18 protein-coding genes and 2 tRNA genes are annotated in these 18711 nt (G+C 41.3%); 13 read left to right on the plus strand and 7 right to left on the minus strand.

Annotated elements, in window-relative coordinates; genetic code table 11:
• Nucleotides 1-77: 77 nt before the first annotated feature.
• From ABMY45_RS20610 to ABMY45_RS20620, 3 genes are all read left to right on the plus strand, one after another.
• Nucleotides 78-153, plus strand: a tRNA-Asp gene (locus tag ABMY45_RS20610).
• A 101-nt stretch (nt 154-254) separates the two neighbouring features.
• Nucleotides 255-330, plus strand: a tRNA-Glu gene (locus ABMY45_RS20615).
• A 295-nt stretch (nt 331-625) separates the two neighbouring features.
• Nucleotides 626-2215 carry a PAS domain-containing methyl-accepting chemotaxis protein gene (locus ABMY45_RS20620; protein WP_349289447.1) on the plus strand — a complete coding sequence of 530 codons (1590 nt, stop codon included), beginning with the start codon at nt 626-628 and terminating at the stop codon, nt 2213-2215.
• Nucleotides 2216-2336: 121 nt separating this feature from the next.
• Here the strand turns inward: ABMY45_RS20620 and folE2 are convergent, their stop codons facing one another.
• Nucleotides 2337-3257 (minus strand): GTP cyclohydrolase FolE2, encoded by a 921-nt coding sequence (gene folE2 / locus ABMY45_RS20625; protein ID WP_102057492.1) that lies wholly within the window; start codon nt 3255-3257, stop codon nt 2337-2339.
• A gap of 321 nt (nt 3258-3578) precedes the next feature.
• Between folE2 and arcB the strand changes: the two genes are divergently transcribed.
• On the plus strand, nt 3579-5900 hold the full coding sequence (arcB, locus tag ABMY45_RS20630; protein ID WP_010607596.1) for an aerobic respiration two-component sensor histidine kinase ArcB: 2322 nt from the start codon (nt 3579-3581) through the stop codon (nt 5898-5900).
• 6 nt (nt 5901-5906) lie between these two features.
• Here the strand turns inward: arcB and arcA are convergent, their stop codons facing one another.
• From arcA to trmB, 5 genes are all read right to left on the minus strand, one after another.
• Entirely contained in the window at nt 5907-6626 is a 720-nt protein-coding gene (gene arcA, locus ABMY45_RS20635) for a two-component system response regulator ArcA (RefSeq protein ID WP_010379411.1), read from the minus strand.
• 107 nt (nt 6627-6733) lie between these two features.
• Nucleotides 6734-7255 (minus strand): YfiR family protein, encoded by a 522-nt coding sequence (locus ABMY45_RS20640; RefSeq protein WP_010607597.1) that lies wholly within the window; start codon nt 7253-7255, stop codon nt 6734-6736.
• Nucleotides 7252-8874 carry a HAMP domain-containing sensor histidine kinase gene (locus ABMY45_RS20645; RefSeq protein WP_010607598.1) on the minus strand — a complete coding sequence of 541 codons (1623 nt, stop codon included), beginning with the start codon at nt 8872-8874 and terminating at the stop codon, nt 7252-7254. Before ABMY45_RS20645 ends, ABMY45_RS20640 begins: the two co-directional genes overlap by 4 nt.
• Before the next feature lie 164 nt (nt 8875-9038).
• On the minus strand, nt 9039-10067 hold the full coding sequence (locus tag ABMY45_RS20650) for a methyltransferase (RefSeq protein ID WP_174169733.1): 1029 nt from the start codon (nt 10065-10067) through the stop codon (nt 9039-9041).
• An 80-nt stretch (nt 10068-10147) separates the two neighbouring features.
• Entirely contained in the window at nt 10148-10873 is a 726-nt protein-coding gene (gene trmB, locus ABMY45_RS20655; RefSeq protein WP_174169734.1) for a tRNA (guanosine(46)-N7)-methyltransferase TrmB, read from the minus strand.
• 143 nt (nt 10874-11016) lie between these two features.
• Here trmB and mutY point away from each other — a divergent pair, with 143 nt between their 5' ends.
• Together mutY and ABMY45_RS20665 are read left to right on the plus strand one after the other, a co-directional pair.
• Nucleotides 11017-12078, plus strand: coding sequence for an A/G-specific adenine glycosylase (gene mutY / locus ABMY45_RS20660; protein WP_239422865.1), 1062 nt, complete (start codon nt 11017-11019; stop codon nt 12076-12078).
• 65 nt (nt 12079-12143) lie between these two features.
• On the plus strand, nt 12144-12416 hold the full coding sequence (locus ABMY45_RS20665) for an oxidative damage protection protein (protein WP_010379401.1): 273 nt from the start codon (nt 12144-12146) through the stop codon (nt 12414-12416).
• Between the two features lie 49 nt (nt 12417-12465).
• Here ABMY45_RS20665 and ispB read toward each other — a convergent pair whose 3' ends face one another.
• Nucleotides 12466-13437, minus strand: a complete 972-nt coding sequence (ispB, locus tag ABMY45_RS20670) for an octaprenyl diphosphate synthase (RefSeq protein WP_174169736.1) — start codon at nt 13435-13437, stop codon at nt 12466-12468.
• Between the two features lie 417 nt (nt 13438-13854).
• On the opposite strand from ispB, the gene rplU reads away from it, so the two are divergent.
• From rplU to glsB, 7 genes are all read left to right on the plus strand, one after another.
• Nucleotides 13855-14166, plus strand: coding sequence for a 50S ribosomal protein L21 (gene rplU / locus ABMY45_RS20675; RefSeq protein ID WP_010374575.1), 312 nt, complete (start codon nt 13855-13857; stop codon nt 14164-14166).
• Nucleotides 14167-14185: 19 nt separating this feature from the next.
• Nucleotides 14186-14443, plus strand: coding sequence for a 50S ribosomal protein L27 (gene rpmA, locus ABMY45_RS20680; protein ID WP_088529763.1), 258 nt, complete (start codon nt 14186-14188; stop codon nt 14441-14443).
• Nucleotides 14444-14612: 169 nt separating this feature from the next.
• Complete coding sequence (cgtA, locus tag ABMY45_RS20685; RefSeq protein ID WP_349289448.1) at nt 14613-15770, plus strand: Obg family GTPase CgtA; 1158 nt, start codon at nt 14613-14615, stop codon at nt 15768-15770.
• 380 nt (nt 15771-16150) lie between these two features.
• Nucleotides 16151-16642 carry a type 3 dihydrofolate reductase gene (folA, locus tag ABMY45_RS20690; protein WP_349289449.1) on the plus strand — a complete coding sequence of 164 codons (492 nt, stop codon included), beginning with the start codon at nt 16151-16153 and terminating at the stop codon, nt 16640-16642.
• Nucleotides 16643-16721: 79 nt separating this feature from the next.
• A complete protein-coding gene (locus ABMY45_RS20695; RefSeq protein ID WP_010607605.1) occupies nt 16722-17093 on the plus strand; it encodes a DUF3718 domain-containing protein in 372 nt (123 codons plus the stop codon).
• A 207-nt stretch (nt 17094-17300) separates the two neighbouring features.
• Entirely contained in the window at nt 17301-17657 is a 357-nt protein-coding gene (gene raiA, locus ABMY45_RS20700; RefSeq protein WP_010374586.1) for a ribosome-associated translation inhibitor RaiA, read from the plus strand.
• An 86-nt stretch (nt 17658-17743) separates the two neighbouring features.
• Nucleotides 17744-18661 carry a glutaminase B gene (gene glsB / locus ABMY45_RS20705; protein ID WP_102057483.1) on the plus strand — a complete coding sequence of 306 codons (918 nt, stop codon included), beginning with the start codon at nt 17744-17746 and terminating at the stop codon, nt 18659-18661.
• The last annotated feature ends 50 nt before the right edge of the window (nt 18662-18711 follow it).

Below are 18711 nucleotides of genomic sequence, written 5' to 3' on the forward strand. Positions count from 1 at the left end.
TTAGCAAGAGTATAAACCGCTAAATCAAGTCCTAGTGACACAGAAATAGCAAGTCTGTGATTTGCAAAAAATTCTGCGTCCCCTTCGTCTAGAGGCCTAGGACACCGCCCTGTCACGGCGGTAACAGGGGTTCGAATCCCCTAGGGGACGCCACTTACATTAGTAAGTAACTCGGTTAGCAAGAGTATAAACCGCTAAATCAAGTCCTAGTGACACAGAAATAGCAAGTCTGTGATTTGCAAAAAAAATTCTGCGTCCCCTTCGTCTAGAGGCCTAGGACACCGCCCTTTCACGGCGGTAACAGGGGTTCGAATCCCCTAGGGGACGCCACTTACTTTCCATCTTCTATTCTAATCATATTCATATTGCCTTTCTTAGTTGTTTAAGTTCAGAACTCTGCTAGCTTTTATATTAACTTTCTGTTGTTCGTTAAGCATTCATACCAATTTGTCTTAGTACTTGATCCTTCAAAATAGCACACTTAATTGTGTAAATTGGTATCAAATCATATTTCACTATGATCTCAATCAGTCTTTTGGTGAAATCTCTTACGGTTTTTAAGAAAGTAATAATTTATTATCTATTGCCCTTTTTAATTATTGCCCTTTTTAATCGAGAGCGAGCTATGACAAAAGGTAGAACTGATTACACAGGAAAAGAGAATGATTATCCAAGTTCTTACAATCTACTTTCAACGACAAACGTAAAAGGTCAGATAAAGTATGCGAATTCGCAGTTTTGTGAAGTTGCAGGGTTTTCACTTAGCGAGTTAGAGGGGAAGCCTCACAATATCGTTAGGCATCCAACAATGCCTAAAGCCGCTTTCAAGAACCTATGGGATTATATTGAAGCGGGTAAACCTTGGATGGGAATGGTTAAAAACCGCTGCAAGAATGGTGATCACTATTGGGTTAATGCTTTTGTCACTCCTATTAAAGATGCATCCGGTAAGATTGTCGAATATCAATCAGTGAGGACAAAGCCAAGCCGGGAAGTTGTCAACCGTGCAGAGAGCATCTATGCCGATTTAAATAATGGTGTTTCACCAAGTAAATTTACTCGAGCCTCTTGGTCCTTATCAGCTCAAATGATGGCAATAATAATTGTTTTCTATGCCTTAACCATGTTGATCTCAGCTTTATCATCACCTTGGAATTACCTCGCTGAAACTCTACTTACTCTTGCTGTTTTATTTATTACTTATTCTCGCCTTGCTCCAGTGCGGTCGCTCAGCGAAAAAGCAAAAAAAGTATACGATAACCCTCTGATGCAAAAAGTGTATCTCAATAAGGTTAATGATGTTGCATCTATAGAGCTTGCTTTACTCGCTAGAGAATCCGAGCTTCGGGCTGTGCTTGGGCGTGTTAAAGATGCTAGTGCCACCGTTTCAGAATACGCAACCAAAACGATGCAAGAATGCAAAACGAGTTCTGATATTTTAAATCGACAGCAAGCGCAAACCGGCTCCTTAGCAACAGCAATTAATCAGATGTCTGTTTCGATTGGTGAAATAGCCTCTAATACTAACAATGCAGCGCAGCAATCCGAAGCGGCGCTTGAATCCGTTGTGAGAGGCAACAAAGCCGTTGATGACAATATGGAGAATAATTATGCTTTATCGGAAGAGCTATCTCGCACTCAAAAAGACATAGAAGATCTTAATGCGCAAACGGTTAACATCGAAGGGGTTGTTGATGTGATCCGTGGGATCTCCGAGCAAACCAACTTACTCGCTTTAAATGCTGCTATCGAGGCTGCACGTGCAGGGGAACAAGGCAGAGGGTTTGCGGTTGTTGCTGATGAGGTAAGGGCGCTTGCGCAAAGGACACAAGATTCGACAACCGAGATTAATGGTATTATTGCCGATCTGAGGCAACGAGCAGAGAGGGCAGTTACTGCAATTCAAAGTGGAGTAGAGCGTTCTTCTGAATGTGTAGTAAAGGCAGAAGGCACTAAAGTGAGCCTTGAAACGATCAACACAATAGTAAATGAAATATCAGGTTTGAACTATCAAATTGCGACATCGACAGAAGAGATGTCGAGTGTTTCTAATGAGCTAAACGCAAATGCAGTGGCAATTTCAGGCCTTGCGGATGAGTCTATGAAAAGTGCGCGCAAGACGCATGAAACGATGAAAAATACAGAGCAGGCTTTAGAAAAGCAAGAAGTGCTCGTCGAGCAGTTTATTCGCAAATTAAACCGTGCCCACCGTTGAGTGGATAACTTACGGTAATACAGCACTTACTTCGTTGTGTATGGGAGGAGATTAATCAGAGCTATCTAGCTCTGATTAATAATAGTAGTCAACGGAGTGGCTCTAATACCAATTGCTATAATTAAACGTTGTAGCCGTCTTCAACCCCTTTCACGGCATAAGCTACAGCATCATGGGCGTGAAGGGATTCGTAATGGTTGATTTTAACGTAGAAATCTAAATAAGTTTGCTGGTTTAGCAATGCTTTTAACTTCCTCGCTGCATCTTCACAAAACATTAGGTTTTGGCCGTTAAGGCGCGCAAATTCTTGTTCATCTTCTCGTTTTACTGCGGCTTGAACAGGAGTTTTTAACTCGTTTTCAACCAATTCGATCAGATCTAAAATCTCAAACTCACTACTATTATCTGTGAGCTTAACTTTTATATTTGCAATCGAGCGCTGAGAGTGGGGGGTTGCAACGATCCCTTCTGTGCTACCTAGCCAGTCATGCACACTATGGAAATCTAATTGTTTACCATCAAAAGCTTGTTGGAAAGCGTTTTGGATCAGTTGACGAGACAGTGCAGCTGAACAGGGGCAAGTAGACGAGTAAGCAACGTCAAGCGCCAGTTCTAGCTTGTAAATACCGTTTATCAACGTCGCATCAAGGGTAATTGGGTATGATTTCCATCCCATTTTTTTACTTAAAAGCGAAGGGCGTCTGATAGGCAATTCAAACTGTAGTGTTACTTTTGCACCTGTACTTAAGTCGTTATGCGTACTTAAAAAGTTATCTAACAACTGTTTTAGAGTTTTTGGTGTAAGTATTTGCTCACAAGAAAGCGTGTCAAGAGCAAGAAAGAGGCGTGACATGTGAATGCCTTTTGCGTCTTCTTTTTGCAAATTAACAAAAGCATCGGCTTTGGCTGTAACAGTAACTTGATTTAGGCCTTTGCTTTCTAATACTAAAGGCAACTCTATGTTACCCATGCCTACCCAGTCTAAAGTTCCCGTTTGTAACGCACTAGCACTGTGTGCAATGTCTGGCATGTTATTTTGCATCGACGTTCTCTTTTCTCACGACTTAAAAAACGGGCATATTACACGAAATCAGATTAAGTTGGGATGGTGAGCTTAAATCTATCCGCACTAAATTAGATGATTTGTGCATTTAGTGATACAGAGTCTCATTTCTGTTATCTATCATTCTGCTTTGCGTACATGAAATTGACTGAATGATCTGACCCTGCAATTTCTATACTCGCTTATTACTAGGGCTTTTGTATAATATTTACTTTGAGGGCTTGAAAAGCAATTCAGTCAGGCTCAAGCGGTAGAATATAAACTTGCCTGACAAGTGTTTAACAATGGTGAAGTAATAATATGACAGAAAATTCGTTTGGCTCATGGGCTCGAATTTTATCAAACTTGGTAGAAAAATACGGCAACAAGCGGGCGTTTGCCATCGCTTATGCTTTTACGCTCTTCGTTGCAGTTATTCTATCTTGCATGTTTTACTATGTTGCATTAGGTGTAGTTGAAATTGTCGATATATCGGCACTCTTTTTCTTAACTGCTGTTATTGCGCCCGCTCTCATCATGATGTCCGTCGCAGCAATGCGGGAGGTACATTCATCCAAGGCTTATTTGGAGTCGGCAACACAACAAGAAAAGATGCTGAACCAAACGCTAAAGGACAATATTAATCGTTTAAATAGTGAGATTGACGAGCGTAAAATTGCTCTGCATGCTAAACACCGCGCGATAGATGAATTAAGAAAAGAAATTGCAGAACGTAAAAAGACCCAACAAGAACTTGCGCAGCAAGGTATGTTGCTGCGGAGTATTGTTGATTCATCTCCTGATCTGTTCTATTACCGAGATGAAAACGGTGTATTCGCAGGTTGTAACAAGATGTTTGAATTAGTGATGGGCAAAAGCAGTGAAGAACTAATTGGTAAGTCAGTCGAACAGATATATTCAAAGCAATATCTTCCAAAAGTACTAGAAACAGATAGCCAGGTATCAGAAACACAGCAACCATTAACACTTGACGTTGAGTATCCTGTTGAAGGCGAGTCTCGTTGGTTTGAAATGCGTAAGCTGCCATTTATCAACGATAACGGCGAATATATAGGCTTGCTGGCCTTTGGCCGTGATATTACTAGTCGTAAAGAAGCTGAGCAGGCGTTAGAAACTGCGTATAAGGATAAAGGAAAGTTTATTGCTACGCTAAGTCATGAATTAAGAACCCCGCTTAATGGTATTGTTGGTCTGACGCGCATGATGTTAGACACTGATCTGACGGCGCAACAAAAAAGCTGGTGTAATACCGTGTTTTCAAGTGCGGAGACGCTTGGCAATATTTTTAACGACATCATTGATTTAGATAAAATTGATAGGGAGCAGCTAGATATAGCAACGGACAGTATCAATGTCTCTGATTTTATAAATGATGTGGTCAACTTTGCAGGCCTAATTGCTGATCAAAAGGGCCTAGAGTTTACTATCAATCGCTCTGGAATATTGGACGTTTACGCATTACTCGATCCGACACGTTTGCGTCAGGTACTCTGGAATCTAATTAATAATGCGGTGAAGTTTACCCACAAGGGTAATGTGACGCTGGAATGTCGCCGCGAGAATCGAGATGATGGGCCATGGCTGACAATTAGTGTTATAGATACTGGTATGGGAATATCTGGAGATCAGCTTGAGCGGATCTTTGAAATGTATTACAAGGCTCCGGATGCATCTGGTAGCAATGCAATTGGTTCAGGAATTGGCCTTGCTGTTACTAAAGCTCTCGTTCAGGCTATGAAAGGAACGATAGCGGTTACTAGCCAAGAAGGTAAGGGGAGTCGTTTTGATGTTGAGATCCCATTACAGCTATGTAATGCACCGAAAGAACAGAGCTATGCTGGTAGAAGTTTGTACATTTTACTTGTTGAGGATGTGCCGTTAAACGCGGAGATTGCGACAAACTTATTAGAGCAGCGTGGACATGAAGTTATTTGGGCTGAAACTGGCGAGGATGCACTCTCATTTGTTGAGACTGAGGATGAGCTAGACCTAATTCTATTGGATATGCAGTTACCAGATATAAATGGTGACGTAGTCGCGCGTCAAATAAGAGAAGACAGTCACTTCGATCACTTACCGATTGTAGCCTTAACCGCGAATGTTAGAAGCGCTGAGCAGGAGTTAGAGGGGATCAGTGTTCAGGGGGCTTTGGCCAAACCAATAAATACCACTAAACTCGACAAAATGCTCGCAGAATTATTTGGAATTGAGGCACAGAAAAACAAACAAAGCATTGATATTCGAGAAGCATTGTCACAGCCCGAATACTCAGATTTAGATATAGAGACCATTTGCGATTTTGTTGAGTCTATGGGGGCTGCTGCATTCCAAAGAAGCTGTGACCTATTTACCAAGCTCAATCCTAAGTACTGTCAAGAACTCAGAGAGGCTGTTGCACAAAATGATATTGAGGAATACGGTGCGGTTGCACATAAAGTTAAAGGTGCTGCTGGCTCTGTAGGGTTGCAACTTGCCCAATTACAAGCAAAGAAAATGGAATTAGAGTCAGAGGGTAAAGAGGAAGCGACACTATTGGATTGGGTATCTGAGTTAGAGGTTAAAATAGAAGAAGGGCAAGAAGCCCTTCATCCATTAATTGCAAAACTCGCTGAAGATCAGTAAAAACGATTATTGAGCGTCGAGTTTACCAATGAAACGGTAACCTTCACCGTGAATTGTACTGATTAATTCAGGCGTGTTGTTATCAGTTTCGAAATGCTTACGAATTCGACGAATAGTAACGTCAACAGTGCGGTCATTTGCGCGAAGTTCACGACCTGTCATGTGCTTGATAAGCTGTTCACGGCTAAAAATACGGCCTGGAGAATCTAGCATTAGACGGAGTGCTCGATATTCACCTTTTGGTAGGCGCTTTGAATCACCTGTTGGGGATGTTAAACAGCGACTGTTTTCATCTAGCTCCCAACCATTAAAAGTAATAACGCCGTTGCTATCAATTGTTGACTCTTCTGCAGACGTGCCAGTACGAGAGATCAGGTTGCGAGCACGAATCGTTAGTTCACGCGGGTTAAATGGTTTTGTGATGTAATCATCAGCACCAATCTCAAGACCAAGAATGCGGTCAACATCATTGTCACGACCTGTTAGGAAAATAAGGCCGATGTTTTTCTTCTGGCGTAATTCACGCGCCAAAATTAAACCATTTTTACCAGGAAGGTTGATATCCATGATTACAAGGTTTACATCATCATTTGATGTCAACTTGTCATGCATGTCATCGCCATCAATGGCTTCGATTACTTTGTAACCTTCCGCTTCAAATAAACTAACGAGGTTCAGTCGAGTTACGTCTTCATCCTCTACAATTAGAATGACTGGCGTTTGCATTATTAATTAACCTTTTCGGAATATATAATTTACAATGTGTCCGGACTTATATAATAAATCCGAATATTTACGATTATAGGAGCTTATCCAATTGTTAACAAGTAAAATCAGTTGGGATGAAACTTGGATACGGCAAGCAGCCTTGAGCGCACGATGAAGTACTGTTTTTCTAGGGCTTGCTTATTTATATACAGTCGAATTTTGCTCCCTTCTTGGACCAAAGAAGCAATCCCGCCTCTTTCTAAAAACTCAATACTTTCGCCCACGGTCAACATGTTTGACTCTATTGTATCGGTCCAAGCGGACAGTATATCATTTTCGTTAGTTTCATCAATGTATGTGATATCGCAAGCGCTGGAAAGTTCCTTATAGCTCCACGTTTTTTTTGCTTCTACGAGTTTAATCGGTTTTCCTCGCACGTTCAGCTTTGTTGCACTTTTTAGTTCAGAAGCGGGTCCTGATTCGAGAGAATAAAAACAGAATTGGAAACTGGACTTTGTGTTTTCGTCGGGAAACTCGACGAATTTTGCCATCTGATAGAGAAAAGCTGAGCGAACCTGATCTGGGGATTTTGCAGCTGAATATAAGGAAACAAATAAAAGCAAAATAGTCAGATTAATCAACCTCATTTTAGATCACCTGAAAGTGGGAGCGTTATAATAAATTTGGCACCTTGGCTAAATTCTTCATCTAAGGTGATTGTTCCCCCAAGTGCTTGAGTTACTAAGTTATAAACTAAATGCATACCTAGACCGCTTCCACCCTCACCTCTACGAGTGGTTACAAACGGATCGAAGATACGCTTTTTAATTGCTTTGGGAACACCCATCCCGTTGTCTGCATATTCAATCGCGAGTTGCCCCATTGATGACTTTACTGTAATTGAAATGCTGTTGTTTTGTTGGTCTTTAAAGCCATGGAGTAAGGAATTAGATATAAGCTGCTCTAGCACTTGTTGTAATGGCCCTGCTTTACTCTCGATGGCAAGTCCAGTGTCACAGTCAATGGTCACTTCAGGCTGTTTCGTGGAGAGTTCAGCTCGCATAGATGCTACGACTTCAGTAAGCAGGTTTGACAAATCTATTCGTGAGTTCACTTCTAGATCCTGGCTTACGGCAAGGCGCTTAAAGCTAGAAACCAACTCAGCCGCTCGGTTTAGGTTGCGGTAGATGAGATCAAGGTTTTCAATTCCATCGTTAACAAAGCGCTCTAACTGCTTGGAGGTTAAAGACTTTGTTTGAAACGCTTCGCGAATATCAGATAATTTATCTCTTAATAGCGTAGATCCTGTAATACCCAAGCCGATAGGGGTATTTACCTCGTGCGCAACGCCAGCCACCATCTGCCCCAGCGAAGCCATTTTTTCGTTCTCGATGATTTGGTTTTGATATTGATGCATACGCTCTAAAGCGTTCAGCAGTTCTTGGTTAGCCTCTCTTAGCGCAATTGTGCGTTGATTAACTTTTTCCTCCAAGCTCTGATTGAGTTGTTTTATTTCTTGCTTGTCAGCTTTATGACGCTCTAGTTGATTTTCGGTGCGAGCTAACATGATATTTAAATTATTCGCCAGCACGTTTAGTTCTGCGATATTGCTGCCAGGAGCTCTTGCACTGTAATTATGGTTCTTCGAAACGTCTTGCAATAGCGTTGAGAGTTCTTCAATTGGCGTCGCTATACGCTTTTGGATCCCTCTTGAAACTAGCAATACAAGGAGCAGGACGAATAAGGTGAGTGCAATATCTACCAGTATTTTTTTATTAATATAGTTAGAAAGTCGCTCAAGACCCCCGCGAACATACACATAACCTTCAATATTGCCTTCATAAACAACAGGTTTGATTAGTTCAATGTAATCTTCTGAAACCTTAGGGGTCTTCAACTCCTCTATTTGATTAACTTTTAGCGGTACCGGTGGTGTTCGACTAGCGTTGTAACTGGTAAAAAATACAGGGGTGTTGGTTACGTCATCCATAGCATATATATGGATGTTTTTAATTATGTCTACTTGCTGAAAAGATTTGAGGCGTGCATCTTCGGTCTTTCGATCATCGAACAAAATAGTGATCTGAGAATTAAAAGCAACGATGTCAGCTATCATCTCTATCTTATTGATGATTAATTGCTTTTGTTCTTTTACATCAAGGTAAGTGGAAATAGAAATGGATAAAGAGAGACACAGCGCAGTTACAAGCATCACTGCGCTGATCAATACTTTTCTAATGCTTGTTTTTGTTAATTGCTTACTCATTCTTATTCCAGCTGTATGATCAGCCTTGGCTGCGGCTACAGAGCTTTTGAGATTCAGTAACTCATTATAATAAAGTAGAGCAAATCTTTGAAAATGAAAAGATAAAAGGTCGGTTTGAGTGAAGGTTTACTTGATATATGCAAGTAAACCTTAGAGCTAGTAAACTACTGCGCTTTATAGATGGCAAATTTAGTGTTTTTAGTGACAACTTCAAACTGTTCAAATTGAGCTTCTAAAATAGGAGGATATTTTAGGAAGCTATTTGCAACCAACTGAATATTAGACTTGGTATCCATATGACGCTTGATGTTATGTAGAAATTGTTCAGCGATATCATAGTCTGTTGAAAGGCCCGTATGAAATGGTGGGTTGCTCAATATAAGGTTGAATTTACCGTTTAGCTCACTTAAACCATCGCTAAGCAGCAAAGTTGCACCGAGGTTGTTCAAAGCCAAAGTTTGCTGCGTAGCATATAGCGCAAGTGCATTGACATCTAAACAGGTGAATTTAAGTGTTGGGCTGTTCAATAAGGCGTAGCAGGCGATAAGCCCGGCACCACAGCCAAAATCTAACACTTTGCCTTTATAGGGAAGGATGACATTTTCCAGTAATAGCTGAGTCCCAGCGTCGAGCTTCCCATGATTAAATACACCGGGCAAACTCGCGGCGGTGAACTCGGTCTTGGCGATACGCACTGAAAATGTCTGTATGTAATGGCTTACGTCAAAATTTGGGTTAGTAGTAAGCTGATCAAACTCATATAAAATACAGTGTTTTGCGCTTTCTAATTTATAACAGTGTGCAGCGTGCTCTTTAAGTTGCTTTTCTGCACTTTTAACCCCACTTTTGTTTTCGCCAACAACGAGTAACCTAGTTTCAGCCGTGCTCAAGTGGCGGATGTTATCAAATACCATTTGCGCTTCAGGTTTTGATTTAGGGTAATAATAAATAACTAAATCAATATCTTGCAATTGCGGTAGTTGATGGTCTACATAACTCTTAACATCGGCGATTTTATCGGCGTGAAGGTGGTCTGCAAAATCGAAACTAAACGCATGAATTGCCGAACTTGGATTGAGCGCTTTTAATTCACGTAGGAAGCCATCGCGCTGATGGTTAATAACCAGAATATTGTTGGCAATAAGCTCTTCTTCATTACGAAGTAGTAATAAACTCGGGTTGGTAAACTGCAACGCTAACTCCTAGTGAATGTACTCAAATAGATGGGCGATGAAGCAGCCTGTTGAGCCGCTCCATTATAAAGCGGGGTTGTTTAGCTAATACGCTTGAACATTAAATCCCAAACGCCATGTCCTAAACGATGGCCTCGTTGCTCAAACTTAGTCAGCGGTCTAAAGTCTGGACGAGGAACATAGTCATTGCTTTGCGACTGGTTTTTATAACCAGGTGCTGCACTCATCACTTCAAGCATATGCTCGGCATAGTTTTCCCAGTCAGTTGCCATATGGAACACACCACCGACTTTAAGCTTTTGGCGTATTTTTTCAGCAAACTCAAGTTGTACAATGCGACGTTTGTGGTGACGCTTTTTATGCCACGGATCAGGGAAGAATAACTGTAATTTAGCAAGGCTGCCATCAGCGATACAATCTGCTAAGATTTCAACAGCATCATGTTCAAAAACACGTAAGTTAGTGATGCCTTGTTCATCTGCATCCATCAAGCAGGCACCTACACCTGGACGGTGTACTTCTATGCCAATAAAGTTTTGTTGTGGGTTATTTCTTGCCATCTCAACGAGAGACTTACCCATACCAAATCCAATCTCAAGAACGACATCATTGCTGTTACCAAATACTTCAGTAAAGTCTAGCAAACCTTGTTGGTGTTCCAGTCCCATTGTTGGCCAGCATTTTTCTAGCGATGCTGCTTGGCCTTTAGTAAGACGTCCTTCACGCTTAACAAAGCTACGCACTTTTCTGATGTACTTGCCTTCTTCCTGCGCCTGTTCGAGCGCACTTTTGCTTGATTCGTTCATGGTCATTTCTATGCTCGTGAAAATGGTCGCATATTATCGTCATTCAGTTGGCAATAAACAAGTATAGAGTGAAACTTTACGTGGTGACTATTAAAGCGATTGTGATTACACTGGCGGCTTTGTAACAAGTACTAGTCAAGTTTATGAAAGTTAGCCAGCAACAAGCTAAGTGGTTTGGTGAGCAAGTTGTGTCTTGGTATCACCTTCATGGTAGAAAAACACTGCCGTGGCAACTCGGAAAAACGCCGTATAAAGTATGGGTTTCAGAGGTGATGTTACAGCAGACTCAAGTAACCACAGTTATTCCTTATTTTGAGCGCTTTATGGCGCGCTTCCCAACGGTAATTGCGTTGGCCGATGCACCGGAAGATGAAGTGTTACACCATTGGACTGGGCTTGGTTATTACGCCAGAGCAAGAAATCTTCATAAAGCTGCAAAGGTGATCAGAGATAGTTATAAGGGTAAATTCCCACAAACATTAGAAGCGGTGATGGACTTACCGGGCATTGGTCGCTCTACCGCAGGTGCGATACTCTCTCTTGCGCTTGGTCAGCATCATCCAATACTCGATGGTAATGTTAAGCGGGTCTTAGCTAGGTTTTATATGGTTGAGGGCTGGTACGGAGTAAAAAAGGTCGAAAATCAGTTATGGTCTTTGAGTGATGCCGTCACGCCAAGCGGTGATGTAAGAGCATTTAATCAGGCGATGATGGATTTAGGCTCAGGCGTATGTACCAGAAGCAAGCCAAACTGTGATGTTTGCCCACTTGCTGAGGAATGTTCAGCGTTCAAAAATAATCGGGTTAAAGAATTTCCAAACCCTAAACCCAAAAAGGAGAAGCCAAAAAAACGTACTCACCACTTAATAATTAAATGTGATGATAAAGTTTTGATGGAGAAGCGTCCTTCGAGTGGAATATGGGGTGGGTTGTTCGGCTTTTTTGAGTTTGCAGAGCAAGATGAATTAGACGCGTTTGTTAAGCAGCAAGAACTTAAACTTGAATGTACAAATACACTTGAACCTTTTGTGCATATTTTTACGCATTTTGAGTTAACTATTACCCCCGTGGTTGTAGAAGTAAAAAACATGCCAGATTGTGTGCATGATCAGCAATTACTGTGGTTCGATACTCATAATCCACCAGAGGTTGGGCTCGCTGCGCCGACTAAAAAGTTGGTTAAAGTATTAACCGCAATAGGGTAAACTGACGCTATCACTGGTGCTGACTCTCATTGAGTGCACGATTAAAATTGAAGAGGTAGATACTCATGGCACGTACGGTATTTTGTCAAAAGTTACAAAAGGAAGCGCCTGGACTGGATTTTCAACTGTATCCAGGAGAAGTTGGTGAACGTATATTTAATAACATCTCCAAAGAAGCTTGGCAGCAATGGCAGCATAAGCAAACTATGCTAATTAACGAAAAGCATCTTAATATGATGGATCCTGAGCACAGGCAAATGCTTGAAGAGCAGATGGTCGGCTTTTTGTTTGAAGATAAAGAAGTCGAAATTGAAGGCTACAGGCCACCAGAAAAATAAAGGTCGCATCAACGACCTTTTTATAGCTCATAAACTGGTTAGGAGACGATTAATACTCTCTATCCACAGAAAGTTTAGCAAGTCCTATAAGCGCTTCTTTGTGCACTGAGTCAGGTAAAACGCTCAATTGTGCAATCGCTTTTTGGGCTTCTTCTTGGGCTTTAGCCATCGTGAAGTCAAGTGCTTTGGTCTCGGCTAGTGTTGCTAAAATATCTTCAAGATAATCAAGTCCATTACCACTTTCTATCGCTGTTCTGATCTGAGATGATTGCTGAGCATTTGCATACTGCATTGCATAAATAAGCGGAAGCGTAGGTTTACCCTCGGCGAGATCATCGCCAATATTCTTGCCAAGTAATTCTGCGTTAGCACTGTAATCAAGAATATCGTCTACAAGTTGGAAGGCAGTGCCTAAATGCATACCGTAAAGCTTAAGCGCAGTTTTAATTTCGTCGGATTGCTCTAGCACTACAGCGGGTAGTAAAGTTGCAGCTTCAAATAGCTTTGCCGTTTTGCTGTAGATAACCTGCATATAACTCTTTTCAGTTGTATCTGGGTCATTACAGTTCATTAACTGTAACACCTCGCCTTCTGCGATGATATTAGTCGCATCGGCCAAAATCTGCATGACTTCCATATTACCAAGACCAACCATCAACTGGAATGAGCGAGTGTAGATAAAGTCACCGACTAATACGCTTGCCGCATTTCCAAATTCAGCATTTGCAGTCGGTTCTCCACGGCGCAGCAATGACTCATCAACCACGTCATCGTGGAGTAAGGTTGCTGTGTGAATAAACTCTACAATTGTCGCTAGTGTGATGTGTTTATCACCTTCGTAACCTAATGCTCGTGCAGCCAAAAGGGCCAACATTGGGCGGATGCGTTTTCCTCCGCTATTTACAATGTATAAACCTAGCTGTTTTACAAGTGCAACATCAGATTGCATTTGTTGATGTATAAGTTGGTTGACGTCAAGCATATCTTGCTCAACCAAATTTTGGATAGTTTTTATATCCATTGCGCTCCGAGCCAATCTATTAACCGAAAATGAATAAACTCGGCGATTGTACTACAAAAAAATCATCGACTCGATAAATTGTCGTAGTTGCTTATAAAAAAACGTTTTTATGCTTACTTTTTGTGCTTTCAATGGTTTCGCAAGGGGTGAAATAGGTACGGTGAAATCTCATTTGGTACTGTATTAGGTAAACTATAGAGTCGCCTTTTGTCTGATGAATTGAGAGAAAAAAGAGCTTGGCTTTGACATTTTTTTGACTAGAATAGGGGAAAATATTTGATTGCCCTCATACGAGCTAAATTTTATTCACTTTCTTCAAATTTGCTCTTGCGCCAAGATACGCATTAGCGTAAACTTCGCGCCCTATTGAAGAATATTAAGTTGCGTCGATTTGAGGGCGCACAGACGGAGTTAATTATGTACGCGGTTTTCCAAAGTGGTGGTAAACAGCACCGTGTGACTGAAGGTCAAACAATTCGTTTAGAAAAGCTAAACGTTGAAACTGGTGCAGCAGTTGAATTTGATTCAGTACTTCTAATTGCTGATGGTGAAAAGATCGAGATCGGTGCACCGTTTGTTAACGGTGGTAAAATTACAGCTGAAGTTGTATCTCACGGTCGTGGCGAGAAGATTAAGATTGTTAAATTTAGACGTCGTAAGCATTCTCGTAAGCAGATGGGCCACCGTCAGTGGTTCACTGAAGTTAAAATCACTGGCATTAGCGCTTAATTTTTAGAGGTACAGAGAGATGGCACATAAGAAGGCAGCTGGTAGTACTCGTAACGGTCGCGATTCAGAAAGTAAACGCTTAGGTGTTAAACGTTTTGGTGGCGAATCAGTTTTAGCGGGTAGCATCATCGTTCGTCAACGTGGTACACGTTTCCACGCTGGTTCTAACGCAGGTATCGGTAAAGACCACACAATCTTCGCAAAAGCAGACGGTAAAGTTGTTTTTGAGCAGAAAGGTCCTTTAAACCGTAAATACGTTAGCATCGTTGCTGAGTAATCGGTATTAAATACTAAAAAACCCCGCTTAGGCGGGGTTTTTTGTTTTCAGCACATCAATTACCAAATTAGCTATACCAAGGTGTATTAATACAATTGGTATTAGGAGCGATTTGTCGCTGCTGCTATAATGGTGTAGTGAATTCAGACAGAGTTAAAGAGTTTAAACCATGAAGTTTGTCGATGAAGTAGAGATTAGAGCGGAAGCCGGAGATGGGGGCAGTGGTGTCGTTTCATTCCGCCGCGAAAAGTTTGTGCCAGATGGTGGCCCAGACGGTGGTGATGGTGGCGATGGCGGTAGTGTATTCCTGCAGGCTGATGAAAATTTAAATACGCTTATCGACTATCAGTTTGAACGCTTTCACAGGGCTGAACGTGGTACCAATGGCCAAGGCCGTAATTGTACAGGTAAAAAAGGTCAGGACTTAGTACTTAAGGTACCAGTTGGTACAAGAGTTACAGATGTCGATACTGAAGAGTGTTTGGGTGATTTGACCAAAAATGGACAAAAGCTGATCGTAGCGAAAGGTGGGTATCATGGTCTTGGTAATACGCGTTTTAAGTCAAGTACTAATCGCGCACCAAGACAGAAAACGCTGGGTACTCAAGGTGAAGTTCGTAACCTTCGCTTAGAATTAATGCTGCTTGCGGACGTTGGCTTATTAGGTCTGCCCAATGCAGGTAAATCTACGTTTATCCGCAGTGTATCTGCCGCTAAACCAAAAGTCGCTGACTATCCATTTACCACGCTAGTACCTAATTTAGGTGTTGTGAGACCTGAAGCGAGCAAGTCATTTGTAATTGCTGATATCCCAGGCCTAATTGAAGGTGCTGCGGATGGTGCAGGTCTTGGCATTCGTTTCTTAAAGCACTTAGAGCGCTGTCGGGTGTTATTACACATTATTGACGTGATGCCGGTTGACGGTAGTGATCCTGTCGAGAATGGTTTCGCTATTATTAACGAACTGCATCAATACAGCCCTAAATTATCGGAAAAGCCTCGCTGGTTAGTGCTAAATAAAGTGGATTTATTGCTTGAAGAAGAAAGAGAAGAAGTATGCGCCCGTATTGCTGAAGAGCTAGACGCAGAAAACTTTTATATGATCTCTGCTGCAAACAAGTTAAATACGCAACCTTTGTGCTTTGATATCATGAACCTTCTCGAAAGCATGCCAAAAGATAAATTCGAAGAAGAGCAGCAAGAAGAAGTTGAATTTAAGTGGGACACATACCACAGACATGCAACTAAAAATGATAAAGACGATGATGATGACTGGGATGATTGGGATGACGACGACTACGATGTGGAAGTTATTTACGAGCGTTAAGTTACATTGAGTTTACTCTAAGAGGCCCATTATATGGGCCTTTTTTATGCCTATTTGAACAGTGTAATACTTCAACTCAGTATTCTCGCCGCAATTCTGTTGAAGATGATATACTAATCAACCTGAACTCGGGATAACAACTTGTTCTCTAGCAGCTGTTATCCCTTACTACTGCGTTAAATTTGTTTGCAATAGGCCAGCCATTGACGCACAAATTTGCCTTGTATTAAGAAATAACTTCTGGCTAGAGTGATACTACGCTTTTGAGCTTAGTGATTTTAGTGGATTAACTTACTTCTTATCCCGAGTTCAGGTTAATCAAACATCTTGCATGCTAATTGTGTGTATAAACTAATACTAAAATACTATAAAGGTGCGTTGTGGTAATTTCAATGATAGCTGCGATGGCAAATAACCGTGTTATCGGAAAAGATAACGATATGCCGTGGCACTTACCTGCAGATCTTCAACATTTCAAAAAGGTTACGCTAGGTAAACCTGTGATCATGGGTCGAAAAACATTTGAGTCTATTGGTAGGCCTCTGCCGGGTCGTAGAAACATAGTGATATCCAGAAATATTGACTACACTCAGGAAGGTATAGAGGTCGTCGCTTCGCCTGAAGCCGCATTGAGTACTGTTGAAGGGTGTGACGAAATTATGATAATTGGTGGTGGTCATATATATGACATATTTCTGCCTTATGCTCAGCGGCTCTATTTGACCTTCATCGATTTAGAGGTTGAAGGGGATACTCAATTTCCTGACTATGAGCAAGTTGCTGAATGGGAAGTGCTTGAAACTGAGTGTAACGAACCTGATGAGAGAAATAACCATAGTTATAAATTCGTAACTCTGAACAAAAAACTATGAGTTTCTTGCTAACAATTGTTTAGGTTGCTAAAATATAGCCAGTTATATGCTACGAATAAAGTATTAAAGGGTCTGTGTAATGAAATTAACTACCGTGCTACTGTCAGCTTCCATCGCTGTTGCTGCTTTTTCTTTCAGCAAACCGGTAAGTGCAAACGATCAGTTGGCGCTTTCTATATGTGAATATATCGCTGCGGACGATAAAAATCGCATTCGTAACGCTTTGAAAACATCACGCCTTAAAATGCGTAATGTTTACGATGCAATTCAGTGCAACGGTAATAACTTACTAAGACATGCAATTGCTAGCAACGCAAACGATGCTGGGGAATACATTATTAAAAGTATTCCAAAAAGCGCGTTAGAAGACGGTAAAGATTTAGCATGGGCTGAGTCAAACCACGGTGGTTCAGCATTGATTGCTGTCATTAAAGAGCGTGCAGGCCTTTAATTGTAAAGTTTACGCAATATGAAAAGAGCCCTTACTAGGGCTTTTTTTATGCCTGGATTTATTATCGCGTAATTTTTCTAGAAATGTTTTTTTGATTAGAATCAGCTTCCTTCCAATTTTTGTAATAAATTTTTGCTAAGGCTCTTGAGAAATCGAGTAATCGTGCCAATACTATTGTTAAGGGTAAACGCAAAAGAAGGATTGCATATGAAGATTAATTTATCTGGCCATCACGTAGATGTAACCGATGCTGTTAAAAACCACGTTCATGAAAAGTTTGCCAAGATCGCTAACCATTTTCCGTCGTTGTTATCCCTAGACATCATCGTCAGCAAAGAACACAAACAATTTTACACGGAGATAAGTACAAACTACGCTGGTAGCCGAATATCGGTAAAAGGTGAAGACGAAGTGATGTATCCTGCTATTGCCAAAGCGTCTAAAAAGTTGGATGCAGCTTTGAAGCACCGAAAAGGTCAGTTAAAAGCCAATAAACATCAGAAGCCGGTGAGTACAACGCCACCTATTGCGCACGAGATCATTCAAGAAATGGAACTGAAATAACCTTAGTTTCAGATAAACATCAGGCCCTACGGGGCCTTTTTTGATACACTTCCCCAATCATCCTAGCTAGCCTTAATTACGAGCATATGCCAAATTACCAAGAAATTTTAGAACAGGCTGTGCAGCGAGTTCAACCGTTGTTACGCCAAGGCAAAGTTGCTAACTATATTCCTGCTTTAGCTGAGCAGCCATTAGAACAATTTTCTGTTTCACTGCATACGGTAGATGGCGAAACTTATAGTGCCGGAGACACTGAAGCCAGATTTACGATTCAATCAGTATCCAAAGTAATGACATTGACGTTAGCGCTGCAGCGCTATGGTGACGAGCTTTGGAGTCGGGTAGGGAAAGAGCCTTCGGGTACAGCTTTTAACTCCTTAACTCAGCTTGAGTTCGAAAATGGCATTCCAAGAAATCCATTTATAAATGCAGGTGCCATTGTAACTTGTGATGCGCTGTACTCTCGTTTATCTGCTCCAATTCATACCATGCTAGAAAGCTATAGAGCGATGTCTGGTAACGACAAGCTGTGTATTAATAAGATTGTGGCGCAGTCTGAATATGATCACAGGTATAGAAATGCAGCGATGGCTTATTTGATGAAGTCATTTGGCAATTTTAATAATGAAGTCGAGGATGTGTTATGGTCATATTTCAATTTTTGCGCAATTGAAATGAATACCACTGAGTTGGCGAAGTCATTTTCCTATCTGTCTAGTCAGGGTTACTGTAACTTATCAAAACAGCGGATACTTACCAAAAAACAAACCAAGCAAATGAACTCGCTGTTGTTTACGAGTGGTCTTTACGATGCAGCTGGTGACTTCGGTTATCGAGTGGGGATGCCTGGCAAGTCTGGTGTCGGGGGGGCGATAATCGCCATCGTACCCAATCGTTTTACGGTTTCGGTATGGTCGCCAGGGCTTGATAAAGTTGGTAACTCTTTGGCTGGGATCGCGGCATTAGAATACCTATCCAACGAACTTGGTACTGCTATTTTTTGATGCCAAGTTATATACAAACTAGATGATATAAAAATAGCGACCAAAGTCGC

This window comes from Pseudoalteromonas sp. XMcav11-Q, assembly GCF_040104525.1.
In the GTDB taxonomy this organism is placed as follows: domain Bacteria; phylum Pseudomonadota; class Gammaproteobacteria; order Enterobacterales; family Alteromonadaceae; genus Pseudoalteromonas.